Annotated in this window: 1 protein-coding gene; it reads right to left on the bottom strand. The window is 47.9% G+C overall.

What is annotated here, in order from left to right:
- Positions 1–21,337: DUF4347 domain-containing protein (locus ICN28_RS09355; protein ID WP_216288151.1), on the bottom strand; the 21,337-nt coding region annotated here is incomplete at its 3' end.
- Positions 21,338–21,356: the final 19 nt, after the last annotated feature.

Genomic DNA, 21,356 nt, shown 5'->3' with positions numbered 1-21,356 from the left:
AAGCAGAGCCATAGTCAGCTGAACCTGCTGTACCGTTTGCAGTTGTGAGTTTGACAAACTGATCTGTTGCACCAGTAACCGTGAATACAGCGTAAGGTGAACCTTCATTTACTGTCAGATTGTTAACTGTTAATGGACGATCATCGTTTGGTAATGCCGATGCATTTGCTGCGGCTACCACACCATTTACAGGCAAAGGCTCGGCGACTGTTGGGGCCAAACCATTCACAGGCGCCGACTCATCAACTCCCACAGTATCTGGATTATCAGCAACAAATACTATACCCGTGCCATCATCCAAAATCGTAATCGTGCCAGTTACACCAGCGGCATTTTGAACTACTCCGCCTGTGATGGTGCCCGTTGAAATATTCACCACTTCACTATTTTCAAATGAAGTATCTGGCTTTACCGTTGTGCGCAATAACATGCTCGTCTCACCAACGGGGATTGTCACGCCGTTTGCAGCACTTACCCAAGCTGTGCCATTGAAATATTCAATTGCAGAACCTGTATCGGTACCAACCAAGCCGCTTCCACTGGTAAGTGCAGGGGTAAAGACCAAAGGTGCATCAGCCACCGCACTACTCATTGTCACTTTTACTTCAGCATAAGGAGAACCTTCGTTCACCGTCACACTAGAAATAGACATGGTGGGTGGATCAACAATCGTTACCGTACCCGTCACACTCGCTGTGCTGGCGAGCGTCGCCGTGCCAGTCAAAGCGCCAGTATCTACGTAATAGACTTCTGAGATCTCATTGACAGCATCAACATTGATGCGCGTACGCAAATCGACCGATGTCTGGCCAGAGGCAATCGTGACGCCATTAGCAGCACTCAACCATGCGCCGGCACCACTGTTCGCATTTGGATCGAAGTACTCAATCGCCGCACCTGATAATGTTGCGCGGTTGTCTGCGCCAACCGTTGCCGTACCAGAGCGTAATGTTGGTGTAAACACCACAGTACCACTAGGTGGCGCGCTCAAAGTTACCTGCGTAACCGCATATTCATTGGCTAATTCATTTACACGAATATTGCCGATACTCAAAGTTGGTGAGTCATTATTTAATGTCAGGGTGACATCATCACTTACTGTTGCAGTACCTTTCGTATCTACAGTACCAGCTGCGTCAGGTGTGCCCGTAACGTTGGTGCTAGCAAATAGAACGCCCGTGCCATCATCCTTAATCGTGCCAACACCCGTTGCGGATGCACCGCTGACGTTTGTAGCTACCAAGTTGAAGGTCTCGCCGTTATCAGACGGCGTGTCATTGGTAATTGCAGTACGTACTAATAAAGTAGTGCCGGTAACCGGTATCTGGACAAAATCACCAGCATGATAGGTTTGCCAAGTTGTGCCATCAAAGTACTCTAAGGTCGAACCATAATCACTTGAGCTCGCTGTGCCATTTGTTGTTGTCAGCTCAACATATTGACCAGCCGCACCGGTAACTGTAAATACCGCATATGGTGAACCCTCGTTCACTGTGAGGCTGTTCACGCCTAATGGGCGGTCATCGTTTGGCAAGCTGTCCGCATTGACACTACTCACTACTGGTGTTGTTGGCGCAGTTACAGTTGGCACCATTCCATTGACTGGAGCAGATTCATCTGTACCGACTGTAGCTACATCATCAGCAACAAATACCGTACCCGTACCATCATCCATGATGGTCGCAGTTCCTACGGCAGGTGTTGTGCCACCAGTATTGGTGGCGGTTAAAGTGAAGGTTTCTCCAGTATCTAGTGGCGCATCATTCGTGATAGCAACACGAACTAGGAGGTTTGCTGGCTCAGCACTAGTGCCATCACCATCAGATGGAATCTGGACGTAGCTACCTGGGGTGTAAGCAACCCAAGCAGTGCCATTCCAATACTCTAGAGCGGTACCAGTATCGGCACCTAGAGTTGCATCTGTATCTGTTCCGCTAGCAGTATTGCCTAGCGCTAAGGTGACATACTGCCCTTCTTTACCGCCCACTGTAAATGCAACAAAAGGTGATCCTTCGTTGACTGTGACATCGTTGACGGTTAATGGGCGGTCGTCGTTTAAGGCTGCTGGAGCAACTGAGTCAGGAGTGCTGGTAACGTTACTCGCACCAAATACACTACCGGTGCCGTCATCTTTAATAGTGCCAACACCAGTAACAGCTGCGCCACCAGTATTCGTTGCAACTAAGTTAAAGGTTTCGTTATTATCACCAGCAAGGTCATTGGTAATCGCCGTGCGCACCAATAAACCGCCACTTGGAATTTCTACAAAACTACCAGGGATGTAATCAACCCAAGCTGAACCGTTGTAATACTGTATAGCAGTGCCTGTATCAGCACCCACTACACCAGAACCTGAAGACAAGCTCAATTCAGTTAATTGACCAGTGACGCCGGTTACTGTAAATACAGCATATGGTGAACCCTCGTTCACAGTAACGCTAGTTACAGCAAGTGGGCGATCATCATTTGGCAAGTTCGCAATGTCAGTAGGACTGCTCACCACACCATTAACCGGTGTAGGCGGAGTTACAGTTACTGGCGTAGCTAGCGATGTAGGTGATGCAGGAAGTACGCCACTATTGCTGTTATCTGTTGCAAATATTGTGCCCGTGCCATCATCCATGATGGTACCAATACCTGTATCACTAGGATTTGTCTTATCGCTAGTATTAAAGACCTTCAGGTTATAGGTTTCAGCATTGTCAGAAGGAGCATCATTGGTGATTGCTACACGTACCAATAAATTCGCTGCTTCAGCAACAGTCGTATCACCATCTGTTGGCACCTTCACATAGCTACCAGCGGTATAGGCCACCCAAGATGTGCCGTTCCAATACTCCAAAGCCGGGCCAATGTCTGCGCCGGCACCACTGATAGTTGCATTAAGTGTTTGGTTAGCAGTTTCTGCCAACGCTAATTTCACATATTGACCTTCTACTGCTGAAACTGTAAACACTGCATATGGTGAAGCTTCGTTGACTACAACATCATCCACTAAGACAGGACGATCATCGTCAGCCAAGGTATTTACCGCTGCACTTAACACTACATCAGTTGATGCAGGTGTAGCCAAGGTGCCGTTAGCATTCCAAAGATTTCCAGTGCCATCATCGACGATCTTGGCGTAGCCAGAGAAAGTATTGGAGGTATCCGGAGTTAGTGTTTGACTAGGGTCTTTGACACCGGTGTATTGAACGCTCAACTTAAAGCGCTCACCACCATCCAGTGCATTGTCTTGCAGGATCGGTACACGTACCAATAATGAGCCATCGCCGGCACTTAAATCTGGCGGATTAGCTGGATCATAAGGGGTCCAAGTAGTGCCGCCATCCGATGAGTATTCTAGGCTGTTGGTGTAATCGCTACCAGCGGTAGCTGCAGGTGTTGTGCCAACCCCTAAAGTTAAGGTGACTTCTGCCGTTGGTACACCAGTCACAGTAAAGACAACATAAGGCGAGCCTTCGTTAACGAGCAAATCGTTCACGAATGCAGGGCTAAACGGGATATCGTTATTTAATGTTGGTGCGCCAGCAACTCCGGGGTTATCTGGCGTGGCTGTTGTGTTGGTAGCAACATATATGCTGCCAGTACCATCGTCTTTAATGGTGCCAATACCAGTTGCACCGCTACCGCCAGTATTGCTGGCGGATAACTTAAAGGTTTCGGACATCTCATAAGGAGCATCATTAGTGATTGCAACACGCACTAATAAATTTGCCGGCTCACCTGATGTTGCATCACCATCGCTCGGCACTTGAACCAAGCTGCCAGGTGTATACGGTTGCCATGCTGTACCGTCAAAATATTCCAAGGCATTGGCATAATCAGCCCCAGAAGTTGCGGTATCAGGAGCCAAACTCAGACTAACAAACTGCCCTTCGATTGCGCCAACTGTAAATACCGCATATGGCGATGCCTCGTTGACCGTAACGCTATTCACAGTTACAGGACGATCATCATTCAAGCTTGATGCTGCAACACCGGAATCAGGTGAACCTGAAGTACCGCTAAATACGTTCCCCGTACCATCATCCTTAATCGTGCCAACACCCGTTGCGGATGCACCGCTCACGTTGGTGGCTACTAAGTTGAAGGTCTCGCCATTATCAGACGGCGTGTCATTGGTAATTGCAGTACGTACTAATAAAGTAGTGCCGGTAACCGGTATCTGGACAAAATCACCAGCATGATAGGTTTGCCAAGTTGTGCCATCAAAGTACTCTAAGGTCGAACCATAATCACTTGAGCTCGCTGTGCCATTTGTTGTTGTCAGCTCAACATATTGACCAGCCGCACCGGTAACTGTAAATACCGCATATGGTGAACCCTCGTTCACTGTGAGGCTGTTCACGCCTAATGGGCGGTCATCGTTTGGCAAGCTGTCCGCATTGACACTACTCACTACTGGTGTTGTTGGCGCAGTTACAGTTGGCACCATTCCATTGACTGGAGCAGATTCATCTGTACCGACTGTAGCTACATCATCAGCAACAAATACCGTACCCGTACCATCATCCATGATGGTCGCAGTTCCTACGGCAGGTGTTGTGCCACCAGTATTGGTGGCGGTTAAAGTGAAGGTTTCTCCAGTATCTAGTGGCGCATCATTCGTGATAGCAACACGAACTAGGAGGTTTGCTGGCTCAGCACTAGTGCCATCACCATCAGATGGAATCTGGACGTAGCTACCTGGGGTGTAAGCAACCCAAGCAGTGCCATTCCAATACTCTAGAGCGGTACCAGTATCGGCACCTAGAGTTGCATCTGTATCTGTTCCGCTAGCAGTATTGCCTAGCGCTAAGGTGACATACTGCCCTTCTTTACCGCCCACTGTAAATGCAACAAAAGGTGATCCTTCGTTGACTGTGACATCGTTGACAGTTAATGGGCGGTCGTCGTTTGCTAACTTAGCGATCTCCGTTGCACCACTTACAACAGCCGTAGTTGGTACTGTCACTGTTGGCAGTACGCCATTAGCTGGGGCAGACTCATCTGTACCGGAGGTAGCTGGATCATTGACGACAAACACCGTACCAGTACCGTCATCCTTAATAGTGACGGTGGCTGGTGTAGCAGACGTGCCACCAGTATTGGTAGCAGTTAAGCTAAATGGCTCACTGTTATCCCCAGTGTTATCTTGCTCTGGTGCTAGCAATACACGGACTAATGCCTTGCCGGCATTATCTAGCGGAATTAAATCACCTGCGTTGTAAGGAACCCAAGCAGTGCCATTCCAGAATTCAATATCAGTTAATGGGTTAGATGCATTGGTTGGTAAGCTCAGTGATGCCAACTGATTAGGTGCCCCACTCACTTCAAATGCAGCATATGGTGATGCTTCGTTAACTACCGGTGCAATAGCAGCAACTGTTAGAGGACGGTCGTCGTTAGGAGCAGCAGATGCATTTGCAGAAGGAATCACACCATTGACAAGTGCTGGTGTCGTAAGGGTTGCAGGCGTTATCCCTGTCGGATTAGCGGCGGTAAATTGCGTACCACTTCCATCATCCTTGATCGTTGCAATACCTGTAGCTGTCAGATTGCTTGCATCTGTTGCAATTAATTTAAAGGTTTCGTTGTTGTCAAGAGTGGTGTCATTAGCGATAGCGGTACGAACTAGCAACTTGCCAGCGCCATCCAAAGTCACGCTACCACTGGTATATGGCGTCCAAGCAGAACCATTCCAATACTCTAGGCTAGTACCGTAGTCCGCACCATTTGCACCGGTCGCATTCAGACTTGCATTGGTCGTATCAGCTAAAGCTAAGCTGGCTACTACTTGATTTGGAAGGCCGGAGACCGTAAACACCGCGTAAGGCGAACCTTCATTTACGGTGAGATTATTAACGCTTAAGCCTTGCTCATTATCTAATACCAAACCATTACCAGGACTGTCTGGTGTACCGGTGGCATTGGCGGAGCTAAACAGATCGCCAGTACCATCATCTTTAATGGTGGCAATACCAGTGACAGTTAGACCGCCAGTATTGCTAGCCAGTAATTTAAAGGTTTCTCCACCATCCAAATTACTGTCATTCGCAATTGCTACGCGCACTAATAAGTCAGCAGACTCGGCAGAGGTAGCATCTCCATCTGATGGAATTACTACGAGATCGCCAGCTGTATAGGCAACCCAAGCAGTGCCATTCCAGTATTCCAAAGCAGCCGTATAGTCAACGCCCGCAGTTGCTGTGCCGGTATCAAGTGCAAGGCTTACATACTGCCCCTCTTTTCCGCCAACTTTAAATACTGCATATGGTGAACCCTCATTTACCGTCAGATCGCTAACAGTCACAGGTCGGTCATCACAAAGACCGGTCAGTGTATCGCTAGCAACTACAGCAGGTGCTATACAAGCCTCCGCCAAATTTCCTAAGAATAGAGTTTCTGCGAATTCATAACGGTTGGCTGTCGTACCATCACCGAAAGCGCCGCCTGGGTTATGACCTGTACCATTAATCAGACCAGAACAGCCATAGAGCAATATTGAACTAAAGTGGCCTCCAACCTCAACTGCATAAGCAGGTCTACCTGCCACAGAACCTGTTGGCGCCGTTGGAATTAAAATTGTCGGGACCGACTGAATGCCCAACAGTGATCGGCTATTACTACCAAGAACCAATACACTGCCGTCCTTGAGAATCACACCAATCGAGTCGCTATAACCTGCATTTGAACTATTTTGTGCGCTGATAAACTGAACATTACTCAACGAGGTACCTGCCGCACCAGTGGTATCGCGCATCGTCGTCCAACTTAACACGGCAGTGGTGGAGTTTTGTCCAGCACCCCCTGAGAGGTTGGTACCAGTTACATATACTTTGCCATCACTGCCAAGTACAAAATAAGTATTTCCACTTATACCAATCTGCACTGCACTGACGCCAGGCACTGATGCAAATGGGTTAGCCATTTCAACAGCAGTCGTTCTGGCTGCTAAAGCAGAGCCATCACCTAGATAGGTGCTTGCACCCCATGTATAAAATTTACCCGTACTAGCGCTATAAGCAAAAGCTGAGCCTTGGTAATACTCTAGATCGGTAATACCAGCAATTGCATTGCCATTGGCATCCACAACCTTGCTAAAGTCAGGCGTACTAGCGTGCCCGGAGTTATCGGTCGTCGTAGTTACGGAGCGCACCGTACCATCGTTCATCAAGAACATGACTCCCGATACGGACGCAGTCATTGCTTTTACATCAGCCGCAATAAAATCCACCGGAGTGGTAATTCTCTGGAAACTAGGGCTAGATGTATAGCCTGCTGCAAGTCCAATACCCGTAGCACCCCACGCATACAAGCCATCGGTCGTTAGCAATAAGAACTGGCCAGCAGCCGTGGATGGGATGGCGACATCAATAATAGTGCCAGTGTAGTTATAGCCATTTGCGGGAGTGACCATCAATGGCGTTGTAATGCCACCGGCCGTTGGTGAAGCGAACTCACCTGAAACGTAATAACCACCACCATCAGCCTTATAAAAAGCGCCGTGGAAACCAGAGACAATAAAGTCTGATTTTTCAAAGGTAGCTAGACGCCAAGCATCCAAAGCCGCTTGCTTTTGAGCCGCTGTTGCATTGGAGTCTAACAACGCAGCTGCATAGGCTGCTGAAGCATCTGTGGGCGTGACATACCCACTAAATACGTCACCCATACCATCATCTCTAATGGTCGCCAAACCAGTACCTCGCACCACACCACCAGCACCAGTCACCGTCAACTCGATGGATTCTGGCCCTTCATAGGCTACCTGGTCATAAAGTGCTAAACGTACCAATAAGTCATTTGCAGGCGGGATTGACACCCCTACGCTATCGTCATAGTCAACCCAAGCGCCGGTACCGTTGTTTGCGACAGCATCCCAGTACTGCAACTTATCGTTTAAGTCATTGGTTCCGTTATTGGTCGCCCCAATTGTGGTGCTACCAACTGCAGCCAAACTCAAATTCACTCGCTGGCCATAACCACCATCCAGAGTAAAGATCACATAAGGCGAGCATTCCCTTACGACTACATCTCTAATTTCAACCGTAAGCTCGTTATCTTTTACTAATGGCAGTCCATTTACGCCTGGACTTTCAGTGGTACCTGTAGTGTTATTCGCACTAAATAAGTCGCCGGTACCATCATCCATGATCGTACCAACACCTGTTGCAGAAACATTGCTCAGATTGGTAGCAATTAAATTAAATGTTTCGCCAGTATCTGTAGTGATGTCGTTGAAAATCGCTGCGCGGACCAACAAAGTGGTGCCGCTTGTCGGAATTTGCACGTAGCTACCTGGCGTGTAATTTTGCCAAGTCGTGCCATCAAAATACTGTAAAGCAGAGCCGTAATCAGATGCACCCGCCGTACCATTTGATGTGGCAAGCTTAACAAACTGCCCAGAATTACCGGTCACTGTAAACACTGCAAAAGGTGAACCTTCGTTCACCGTCAAACTATTGACGGTGACAGTGCGATCGTCGTTTGGCAAGTTCACTGCATTAGCTGCGCTCACTGCACCATTGAATGGTGTTGGCGGTGTTGTTGTAGCAGGCGTGCTACCTGTTGGATTTGCGGCGGAATAGATAGTGCCAGTACCGTCATCCAAAATGGTACCAACACCAGTAGCGGTTCCGCCACCAGTATTACTTGCCACCAAATTAAATGTCTCGCCATTATCAGCCGGGGCATCATTGGTAATTGCAACGCGAACTAATAGACCGCCACTTGGTATTTGAACAAAGCTACCCGCTGCATAGGATTGCCAAGTCGTGCCATTGAAATATTCAAGGGCGGTACCAGTATCGGTACCGACCGTAGCAGTACCAGAGGTCAAACTCAAGCTAGTGTACTGGCCAGTAACACCTGTTACTGTAAATACAGCATAAGGCGAGCCTTCGTTCACAGTGAGACTGTTAACGGCTAATGGACGGTCATCGTTTGGCAATGCAGGTGCGTTAGCACTGCTTACTACACTGGTAGTTGGTGGAGTAACTGTCGCAGGATTAATGCCCGTTGGATTGCCGGCAGTAAATTGCGTACCCGTAGCATCATCCAAAATGGTTGCAATGCCCGTAACTGCGGATCCGGTTACCGGAGTTGCAGTCAGCTTGAACGTCTCGCCGTTATCTGCAGTTGTATCACTTGCAATTGCTGTGCGGACAAATAAAATTCCACTGCCATCTAAATTGACATTACCGCTGACATACGGAATCCAGGCACTGGTTGCTGCGTCCCAGTACTCCAGACCTGTTCCAGTAGCTGCACTGTAATCGGTACCAGCACCAGTCGCAGGGTTGGTACTGCCATTACTTAAAGCTAGATTTGATATCGCTTGATTTGGCGGACCCATTAATGTAAATACTGCGTACGGCGAGCCCTCGTTTACCGTTAAGTTATTAATACTTAAGGACTGTGACAGACCTTGGTCATTATTTAAAGTAGCTGGCGCACCATTTGTACCTGGTGCATCTGCAGCGCCTGTAGTATTGGCGCTACTGAACAGATCACCTGTTCCATTATCCAAAATGGTTCCAACACCAGTGGCTGTAACGCCATCCGTATTGCTGGCTAATAGATTAAAAGTTTCAGCGTTATCAGAGAATGCATCGTTAGTGATAGCGACACGTACCAACAAGGTGGTTCCTGAAATTGGAATCTGCACCAGGCTGCCAGGCGCATAGGCAACCCAGCTTGTGCCATTGAAATACTCCAACGTAGTGCCGGCATCAAGACCCAATGCGGCATTGAGGCTAACGTTCGTTGTTGCTGCTAAGGCCAAGGAGACATATTGACCAGCCGCACCACCAACCGTAAACACTGCATAAGGTGAACCCTCGTTCACCGTCAGATTGTTGACTGTTAATGGACGGTCATCACATAACTGCGCTGGCGTCGGATTAGGCATGGTGACGGGCAAAATACAAGCCTCAGCCAGACTACCTAAGAATTGAGTTTGTACATACTCAACACGATCGGAGGTAGTTCCATCACCAAAAGCACCACCAGGGTTGTGACCTGTGGCACTGATAACACCTGTACAACCAAATAACAAGACCGAACTAAAGTGACCACCAGTTTCTACGGTAAAGGCAACCTGCCCAACAATCGATCCTGTAGGAGATGTTGGAAGCGTTGCAGCTCCAGTTGTTCCAGTGGTACCTGGAAGACCTAGCATCGCCCTACTAGTAGCGCCAGCTGCCAGCACGCTTCCATCCTTAAGAATCATATTGATGGCTGATGTGCCATAGGATGGGTAGATTGCACTGTTTTGCGCACTAAAGAACTGCACATTAGTTAACGGCGCAGTGCCTGTGGAGTTTTTCATGGTCGTCCATGTAGAAACTGCACCTGTGTAACCCTGCCCTGCTGCACCTTGCGGATTTAGACCGCATGTATAAACCTTACCGTCACTGCCAAGTACAAAATAAGTGGCGTCACTAATACCGATTTGCACAGCCTTCACACCAGCTGGCAGAGGATTGGCCATCTCAGTAGCAACACCACGTGCAGCAGCTGCCGTACCATCTCCTAGGAAGGAGTTTTCGCCCCACGTATAAAACTTGCCGGTGCTAGCACTATAAGCGAATGCTGCGCCCTGGAAATACTCCAAATCGGTGATGCCGGTAATTGCCGCCCCACTGGCATCAACTACCCTAGTAAAGTCACCCGAATTTGGATGGCCTGAGTTTGTTAGAGACATAGTCACGGTGCGCACTGTGCCGTCATTCATAACAAACATGACACCTTGGTTAGATGCAGTCATCGACTTCACATCAGATGCTACAAAATCAATCGGCGTCGTAATTCTTTGAAAAGCACCGTTAGGTGCGTAGCCTAAAGATAAAGCAATGCCTGTAGTACCCCACGAATACAAACCATCCGTAGTCAACATTAAGAATTGATCGTAGCGAGTCGACGGAACAGCAACATCGATAATCGTGCCGGTGTAATTAAATCCATTGGCAGCTGAAATCAATAACGGCGTTGTTAGATTTCCCGCATATGGCGAAGCTGACTCACCAGACACGTAGTAACCACCACCATCGGCTTTAAAGAAAGCGCCATGGAAGCCGGAGATGATGTAGCGGGACTTATCAAAGTCAATTTGACGCCAAGCGTCTAGCGCCGCCTGTTTTTGGGCTGCAGTAGCATTCGGATCGGCGAGTGCAGCTGCATAAGCAGCAGAAGCATCTGTCGGGGTCAGATCCCCGTTATAAATATCACCCGTACCATCATCATAAATAGTTGCTAAACCTTCACCGCGCAACTTACCAGCGGTATCAGTAACTCTAAGTTTGAAAGACTCAGGCCCCTCATAATTACTGTGGTCGTAAATCGCTACACGAACGATCAAATCCGTAGTGGCTGGAATAGAGATGATTGAGCCATTGGTGTAATCAACCCAAGCTGAGCCAGTCCAATACTGCAGTTTGTCATTCAGGTCATTCGTACCATTGTCGGTTGCACCAATGCTGGTGGATCCAACAGCTACTAGACTTAATTTAGACTGCTCTCCATAGCCGCCATCAATTGCAAATATGGCATAGGGTGAACATTCATTGACATTGATACTCGCAATTGTCACGCCAACAATAAAGTCATTATCTAAAGCAACTGGTAAATCACTCTGGGTACCAAGCGCATCGGCTATACCACTAGTGTTGCTGGCACTGTACAGATCGCCCTGCAAATTATCCAAAATGGTTGCAGTACCAACAGCCGTCAAATTACCCAAGGCAGTTGCAACTAACTTGAAGGTTTCGGCATTCTCGAGACCATCATCATTAATCACTGATATACGTACCAGCAACTTACCAGTACCGCCGATAGTAACCGTACCACCAAGGTAGTCGGTCCAAATCGATCCATTGAAGTACTGCAATGTCGTGCCAACGTCAGCACCCACGCCTGATATCACCGCATTCGGAGTGAGGTTTTGGGTCGCAAGCAAGGATAGTCCAACCACATTTTGATTGGGGGCGCCGGTCACTGTAAATACGACATACGGTGAACCTTCGTTCACACTTGGATTGGTGACTGCTAGGGTCTGGTCATTATTCAACACCAATGTACTACTTGGAGATTCTGCAACGCCAGTAGTATTGTTAACACTATACAAATTACCGGATCCATCATCTTTGATGGTGGCGGTGCCGGCAAAACCTACGGTACCAGTATTGCTTGCAGTTAGGATAATTGTTTCGCCATCATCAGCAAACGCATCATTGGCAACAGTTGTACGAACCAATAAGCTTGTTCCTGTACCAGAAACTCCCGCCGGAATTTGCACGAAACTACCAGCGGTATAGGCTACCCATGCGGCGCCATTAAAGTATTGCCAGCTTGCTGAGCCAAAGTCTGCTGAAGTTGCTGTCCCAGTCGCAGTACTTAGCTTTACAAACTGACCCGTTGCGCCCGTCACCGTGAACACAACGTAAGGTGAACCTTCATTCACATCAAAAGTATTAACAGTTAAAACACGGTCATCATTGAGTAAGTTAGCTGCATTAGCCGTAAGAACTACCCCACTTGATGGTGTTGGTGGAGTTGCCGTCGCAGGCGTGAACCCTATTGGATTACCAGAGGTATATATAGTGCCCGTACCATCATCTTTAATCGTGGCTGTCGTTGAAGCGGAATAAGTCGGGTCAGTTACAGACAACGTAAACGTTTCAGCATTGTCCGATACTGTGTCATTGACAATCGCTACTCGTACCAGCAACTTACCATTGCTATCCAATGCAGTCGTACCTTGGACATAAGCCACCCAAGCAGTACCATTCCACACTTCTAGGCTAGAACCATAATCAGCACTCGTAGTCGGAGTACTTGAGCCATCACCCAAAGTCAAGCTTGAGAGAACCTGATCTGGCGTACCCGTCAACAAGAACACTGCATGCGATGAACCTTCGTTGATATCGGCAAAAGCGCTTGCTGTTAATGGCTGAATACGATCGCTATCTAATGTAGCTGGTAATCCATTTGTGCCGGCCGCCTCTGCAATACCAGTCGTATTCGAAACGCTGAATAAACTACCAGCGCTATCATCATTAATGGTTGCAGTCCCTACAGCACTTATATTGCCAGTATTGAACGCTGTTACTGTAAAGGTTTCACCTTTATCCCAAATCGCGTCATTGGTAATTGCGGTACGAACCAATAAATTACCTGTACTCGCAATTTGGATGAAATCGCCAGTTGAATAGGTCTGCCAAGCCGCCCCATCAAAGTATTGCAAGCTTGTCGAGTCAAAGTCTGCTGCACTTGCTGTACCAACTCCTGATACAAGCTTTACGTACTGCCCGGATATGCCAGTGACAGTAAACACGACATAAGGTGAAGCCTCATTCACCGTGACACTATTGACACTTAAAGCGCGATCATCGTTTGGCAAGTTAGCTGCGCTAGCAGCACTCACTACGCCATTTACTGGTGTTGGCGCCGCTGCTGTTGCAGGTGTACTACCGGTTGGATTGCCGGCGGTATATATGGTGCCAGCACCATCATCTTTAATTGTTACGGTACCACGTACAGTAGTACCCCAATCCGACCTGACGTCTAGGTAAAAGACTTCATTGTTATCGCTAATCATGTCATTGGTAATGGCGACACGAACAAGCGCTGGGGTTGCACCCAGACCAATCACATTTGACCAATTAACCCAGTTCGTACCGTCCCAGAACTGCGGAGTAGCAGCAGGATAGTCTGAGCCAGATGTTGCTGAACCAGCTACAAGAGTTAAACCAAAAACCCGCGTCGCAGTATTATTACCATCCGTTCCGCCGGTGATACTAAAGACTGCGTATGGAGAACCTTCATTCACCACCACAGAATTCACGCCAAACATTTTGACCAAGGTTGCGGGCGCACCATTGGTGCCTGGGGCATCTGGTGTTCCGGTCGTATTGGTGCTACTAAATAAAACGCCGGTACCATCATCAGCAGTAGTGCCCACACCAAATGCAGCATTACCACCAGTATTGGTAGCTACGAGCTTAAAGGTTTCTCCGTTATCACTAATAGTGTCTTTGGTGATCGTTACACGAACAAGTAAGCCGCCATTGGGGATCTGTACAAAACTACCCGCCGCGTAAGCCGTCCAAGCGGTGCCGTTATAGAACTCTAAAGCAGAGCCAGTATCGGTTCCTACTGTTGCAGTTACTGATGCCAAACTTAGGCTGGTGTATTGACCAAGTACGCCTGTCACTTTAAATATTGCGTAAGGTGAAGCTTCGTTCACGGTAACGCTGGTAACACTTAAAACACGGTCATCATTCGGCAAAGTAGATGCGCTAGCAGAAAGCACTACGCTAGTTGTTGGGGCTGTGACCGTTGCAGGCGCATTACCCACTGGATTTCCGGCAGTGTATTGCGTGCCTGTTCCATCATCAAAAATAGTTGCGATGCCTGTCGCAGTTTGCCCGTTAGCTGCTCCAGCATTTAATTTAAAGGTCTCACTATTGTCATTAACACCATCATTAACAATTGGCGTACGAACTAATAGCACACCCGTTCCATCAAGGGTGACATTGCCGCTGGTATAGGCAGTCCAAGCCGTACCATTCCAATACTCCAAGCCAGTACCAGTGCTTGCGCCGTAATCAACGCCCCCACCTGTTGCCGGAGTGCTTGAGCCTGCAGCCAAGACCAAACTCGAAACTACTTGATTGGCTGCACCGGTAACCGTAAATACAGCATATGGAGAGCCTTCGTTAACGGTGATAGTGCTAACAGTTAGTACACGATCATCATCCAACGCAGTCAAGTCAGTTTGACTGCCAAGCGCATCTGGCGTCCCTGTGGTGTTGCTGGCGCTATACAAGCTTCCAGTTAGGTCATCTTTAATCGTAGCAATTCCAGTAGCAGTCGCGCCACCTGTATTTGCCGCAATCAAATTAAATGTTTCACCGCCATCTGTTACTGCATCATTAGTAATTGCTACGCGCACCAACAAGCGTGTGCCCACAACTGGGATCTGGACATAACTATCAGCTACGTAATTCTGCCAAGTTGTGCCATCAAAATATTGAATAGCAGAACTGGTATCAGTTCCAAGGGTAGCCGTACCGCTAGTCAATACCAGCTTTACAAACTGCCCACTTGCGCCATCAACCGATAATATTGCGTATGGTGAGGCCTCATTGACAGTAACGCCATTGACAGTAATTGCGCGATCATCGTCAGGTAAGTTAGCGGCACTAGATGCCAAAACCGCCCCATTCACTGGGCTTGGTGCTGCCAATGTTGCAGGGATGCTACCTGTTGGATTGCCAGAGGTAAATAATGTTCCTGTACCATCATCAACAATAGTGACAGTACCCATGGCATTACCACTCGCCGTATTAGCGGCTGTGAGCGTTAATGTCTCATTATTATCAACAATGGCATCACTGATAATCGGAGTGCGGACCAAGAGTTTGCCGTTAGCATCTAAGCTGAGGCTGCCACTCACATAAGCAGTCCAAGCCGAGCCATTCCAATACTCCAAACCGGTACCAGTTGATGCACCGAAATCCGTGCCGCTACCCGTGGCCGGATCAATAGCGCCTACGCCTAAAGTTAAACTGGTAATGGCTTGATTCGCGCCGCCAGAAATTGTAAATACGGCATGAGATGAGCCTTCATTGACAACTAAGCTACTGACAGTTACAGGGACCGTAGTACCTGCAGAAAATGTAGTGCCTGCACCCTCTAAAATAGTAGCAGTACCCGTCTTCATCACACTACCTTCAGCATCTGCAATAGTGAGGAAGAAGGTTTCATTAGGGTCAACCACCACGTCTGTTTTTAGAGGTACGCGTACGTTCAACTTAGTTCCCGCAGTGACGTTTAAGGCGGTGTTAGCGGTATAAGCTAACCAAGCGGAACCAGTCCAATATTCCAGCGTGGCTGTATAGTCAGTTCCAGCAGTTGCAGTCCCTGCAACTACAGCGACTTTGATCGTTTGAGTAGTAGCCACATCGATTACAAACACGACTACAGGTGAAGCCTCATTCACCGAAACGTTATTAATTGTGATGCCAGTGTCGTCACATAATTGAGCCACAGTTGGATTGGCAAGTGTTTGTGTTGCAACGGGGGCATCAGCTATGCCAGCAATAGAGGTAGAGGTAAACGTAGCCACTGTAGTGGTAGTTGTTCCAACGGCGCCTGCCGGCTCACCGGAGTAGCTAATAGCATCGGCAGTGTTGTATAACATTGCCGCACTGAAATACCCGCCGACATCAATTGTATAAACCTGCTTGCCAGCGATCGATCCTGCAACTAGAGTAGGCTTTGTAATATTTCCAGTTGTGGTGGTGCCCAATTTATTTCTAAGGCCGCCGCTACCAACTGCTAATGCAGTGCTATCTTTAAGAATCAATGCAATTGCATCACCGCCGTTATTATTTTCTGCGCTATTTTGCGCGTTAATAAATTGAACGTTAGTCAGCGAAGTAGCTGCCGCGCCAGTAGTGTCGCGCATCGTTGTCCAGCTGGCGAGCGCTGTTGTATTGCCCTGACCGGCAGATCCACTTGAATTAAGGCCACATACGTAGACTTTGCCATCGCTACCCAATACAAAGTAAGTTCCATAGCTCGCGCCGATCTGAACTACGCTTACACCTACGGGTAATGGATTGGCCATTTCTGTGGCCTGGGTGCGGGAGGCAGATGCAGAGCCATTACCTAAATAGGTAGTTGTACCCCACGTGTAAAACTTACCAGTAGTAGCGCTATATGCAAAAGCAGCAGTTTTAAAACTTGAACCTGCAGAAAGCTCTAAATCAGTGATGCCTGTGAGCGCATTTCCAGTGGTATCCACTACCTTAGTAAAGTCTCCAGTAGCCGGATGTCCTGATGGATATTGGCTGCCAGTAGTCACCGAACGAACCGTGCCATCCTTCATCAAAAACATCGTGCCAAGATAGGACGTTGTCATTGATTTCACATCAGCCAGAATAAAGTCGGCTGGTGTAGTGATTCTTTGGAAGCTGGCGCTAGTGGTTAGCGCCGTTGGAATGCCGATATCTTCGGTACCCCATACATACAAACCAGTTGTAGTGAGCAATAAGTATTGATCTGTGGATCGACCAGAAACAGCCACGTCAATAATGGTACCAGTGTAGTTATAGCCATTCGCAGCATTAACTAATAGCGGGGTTGTTTGATTGGCGCCAGTTGGAGAAGCATTTGCTCCTGAGACGTAATAAGCCCCGTTATCAGCCTTGATGAATGCACCTTGATTACCCGCAACAATCGTGTTTGACTTATCTATCGTTGCCTGACGCCAAGCTTCTAATGCTGCTTGTTTTTCAGCTGCCGTTACCGCAACCGAATATGCCGCTGAAGCGTCTGTTACCGTTGCGTCACCGGTATATAAACTGCCGGTGCCGTTATCCATGATGGTTGCAACACCATAGCCAATAGCGTTACCACTAGCATCAGCCACTTTCAGCGTGAATGTTTCAGGACCTTCGTAAACTTCTTGATCGTAAACTCCCACTCGCACCAAGAGAGTGGTATTCGTAGGAGTAGTGATTGTGCTTCCAGCTACATAGTTAACCCAAACACCCCCATTCCAATATTGCAATGTATTGTTGATGTCATTTACACCATCATCAGTTGCACCGATTGTGGCATTATCCGTAGCCGCACTTGCGATAAATGTCGATGGGACTAGGCTCAGAGAAACCTGCTTACCAAAGGCTTGATCGATAGTAAATACTGCGTAAGACGAACACTCATTGAGGGTAATTGGTGCAATGGTTGCAAAAGTGCTTCCAGATCCATTCTCAACAATAGTAGCAGTACCTGTACCTAAAAGTGTGCCTCCAGTTGCGCCTGTAGCAGTTCTCACTTGCAATTTAAAAGTTTCAGCGCCCTCAACAACAGGAGTTGACTCATTTATGATGGCAATTCGCACACTCAGTATTTGACCAGCGGTCATGCTTATACTGGAACCTGCCGTATAAGCCATCCATGCAGCTGAAGCAGTATCCCAATACTCGACGCCAGCACCAATATCCGTAGATGAGGCAAAGCCCGTGCCAGTGCCTAGCACCGTACTCAGAAATACCACTTGCGCATTAGGCGACGTAACGTTGAAAGCTGCATAAAGACCGGTTTCGTTAACAGTGACGCTGCCTACCTGAACACGGTCATCATTTGGCGTAGATGTGATATCAATATCTGCCGCAGCTAACGAAGAAGCTGTTGCAGCAGTAACTCCTGCAGCACCAGCAACACCAGTGGCAAACATAGTGCCTGTGCCATCATCCGCAATTGTGGCGGTACCAAACACCGCTGCTCCACCGAGTGGAGTCGCAGTCAGCTTAAAACTTTCAACTGTTGGGTTTTCCAACAAGATATCGTTAGTAATAGCAACGCGTACTAATAAATTTGCCACTTCTGCAGACGTAGCATCACCATCGCCGGGAATTTGAGCATATCCACCCGCTGAATATGCTACCCAAGCGCTGCCATCCCAATATTCAATAGTATTGCTGTAGTCAGTACCTGCAGTAGCGCCCGCAATAATGGCAGTTGCCAAAGTAACCAGTTGACCCTCTTTACCTGCAACAGTAAATACTGCATACGGCGATCCTTCGTTGACCGTAAAGCTATTGACACTTACTACATCAGCGTAAGGAATGCCGGAGCCATCCTCCACAATCGTTGCGGTACCTGTACTTGTAATGGTGCCCGTATTTGTTGCACTTAGAGTAATCGTTTCAGCAGGATCAGCAATTCCATCATTCGTAAGCGTTACTCGTACAAATAATTTTCCATCGCTTGCAAGTCGAACATATCCAGTTGTCGTTGCACTGTAGTTAACCCAAGTTGGTGTTGCGGCTGCAGTGTTGAGAAATTGAAAAGTAGCCGTGTAATCTGTACCCGATACCGCTGAACCTCCAAGGGCAAGCTTGGCGTACTGCCCTGCACCACCCGTGACCGTAAATACAGCATAGCCACCAGCTTCGTTGGCAGAAAAACTATCTACCGTAAGCGGACGATCATCGTTAGGTAAGGTTGCTGTAGAAGCAACGTAATTGGTACTTGCAGCAGGCGCTGTGATTGTTGCTGGCGTCGCCGTAGTTTGATTGATAAATAAATTACCAGTTCCATCATCCATGATGGTAGCGGTACCAACAGTCGCTACAGCACCAGTATTAGTTGCTGTTAGCGTTAATGTTTCAGATCCCTCATTGAGGATGTCAGCACTGAGTGCTGTTCGCACCAATAAGGTTGTTGCTGCCAGCTTCACAAAACTATCAGCTGTGTAATTTGTCCAGGTTGTACCAACTAAGTATTGAAGGCTATCTGTATAGTCAGTACCTGCCGTCGCTGAACCACCCAATGAAAGCTTTGTGTATTGCCCTGATATGCCTGTTACCGTAAATATGGCGTAGTTAGTTCCATAACCTTCATTAACTGTAGCGCTAGTCACAGCAAAAGCGCGGTCATCCTTAGGTAATGTATTAATATTGGCAGCAAGTACAGGAGTAGTGGTAGCTGCTGTAGTTGTTTGTGCCGTTGCAACAGCCGATGTAGTTGCAACAGTCACACCATCAACACTTGATGATGTTGTAAAAATCGTGCCTGTACCATCATCTTTAATAGTTGCAATGGCCGTCACTGCAACAGTTCCAGTATTAGTTGCAGTCAGCGTAAAGGTTTCGCCAGCAGCAATCTCAAGTGCAGCATCCTGAGTTAACGCTACTCGCACCAATAGATTCGCTACTTCTGCAGCAGTTGCATCACCATCACTCGGAATTTGCACAAAGCTACCTGGCGTATAGGCTACCCAAGCAGTACCATTCCAATACTCAAGATTTTGGGAAACATCAACCCCAGCTCCACTTAGGATCGCGTCGACGTCAGTTGTTACTGCTGTACTGCCAAGGGCAAGCTTAACGTATTGCCCCTCTTTACCGACCACAGTAAATACGGCATAGGAACCTTCATTCACGGTAATCGCGGCAACGGTAAGCGCACGATCATCATTGGCCAGCGTTCCTGCATCTTCCGCAAGAACAATACTGCTTGTAGGCTGAGTAACCGTGACAGGAACACCAGCAACTGGGTTGGCATTGGTAAATAAAATGCCAGTACCGTCATCTTTAATTGTGGCAGTTGCCGTCACATTTCCGCCAGAAGTGACGCCGCCGGTTGTACCGGTATAAGTAGTCTTAAGTGTGAAGGTTTCTCCGACTGCAACCTCTGCAGAGGTATCACCGGTAATAGCAATACGAACCAGCACTTCATCATTGCCTTGAATGGTGGCAGTGGTGCCAGTCGTCCAAGCGCTACCGTTCCACCATGAAACCGTCGCTGCAGCAGCCGTATCAGTACCCAGTGTTGCGGTTCCAGCAGTTAACGTTAAGGTTACCGCTGCTGTCGCATTACCTTTAACGGTAAATACGGCGTAATTAGTCCCATCGCCTTCGTTAACAGTGATATTGGCAATGACCGGGGCGGCGTTATAGGCACCTAAATCACCTTGCCAATCAGCTGGCGAGATGGTGTCGGTTTCAATGCTGCCACTCGTTGTCTCTAGGGCCCAGTCACCTGTTTGGCCTGTGACGTCTGAAGATGCTGCGATATCAGCAGCCGTGTAATTGGCTAATTCCGTGATGATGGTTTGACCAGCGGCGTTGTTGGCAACGTTACATCCATAAAGTAAAACGTCACCAGCATCCGTCAAACTGGTTTTAATAGAATCCCAAAATTGAGCGTTCTGTTCTGGGGTACTTAGTTTTAGAGTTTGGTCGCCTAAGCTAATCCAACCTTCACCACCGTGCGAAAGCACGTGGATCGCATCAAATGATGCGGTGTGCTGCTCTAGGTAATTGGATAACTGCGTTGTCTCATTAGCACTTGGATCAAGTACTAAGATTGTGCGATCTGGATCAATGCGCGCAATGTCATCAATCAATGTCTGAAGATTGGATAATGAGCCGTCTACGACGACTAATTCGTTACGGTTATTCGGCGCTGGCGTAGTAAGCGCTAAACGCGTATCAACCGCACCCGATAAACTGCTACTGATGTAACTCGGATCAATTTCAGCTGGCGTATCTGTAGCAGATGTGGTGTTTTCAGCAGTTGAAGAACTAGATGCATTGATAGCAGAACTAAAAATATCCAAAACATGAGAATCCTGCGCCACATCCACTGCAGTTGCCACCGCCGCACCGTCAAACAACATACGGGGCTCAAGCGCCAACATATGGGGCTTGCGCGATGTTTTGTAGGAACGCTTCTTACTTGAAGTGGCTTCTACATCTGACTCAGATGAATTGACAGTGACATCAGTCACATCATTAGTGGCTGACTTGATAGTAGTTTTGGATACACGCTTAGACATATTTTCTTTCCTTAATCAG

This window comes from Polynucleobacter sp. 30F-ANTBAC, from assembly GCF_018882385.1.
Classification (GTDB): domain Bacteria; phylum Pseudomonadota; class Gammaproteobacteria; order Burkholderiales; family Burkholderiaceae; genus Polynucleobacter.
Note: the sequence above shows the minus strand (reverse complement) of the source record. Positions and strands in the feature narration are given on the sequence as shown.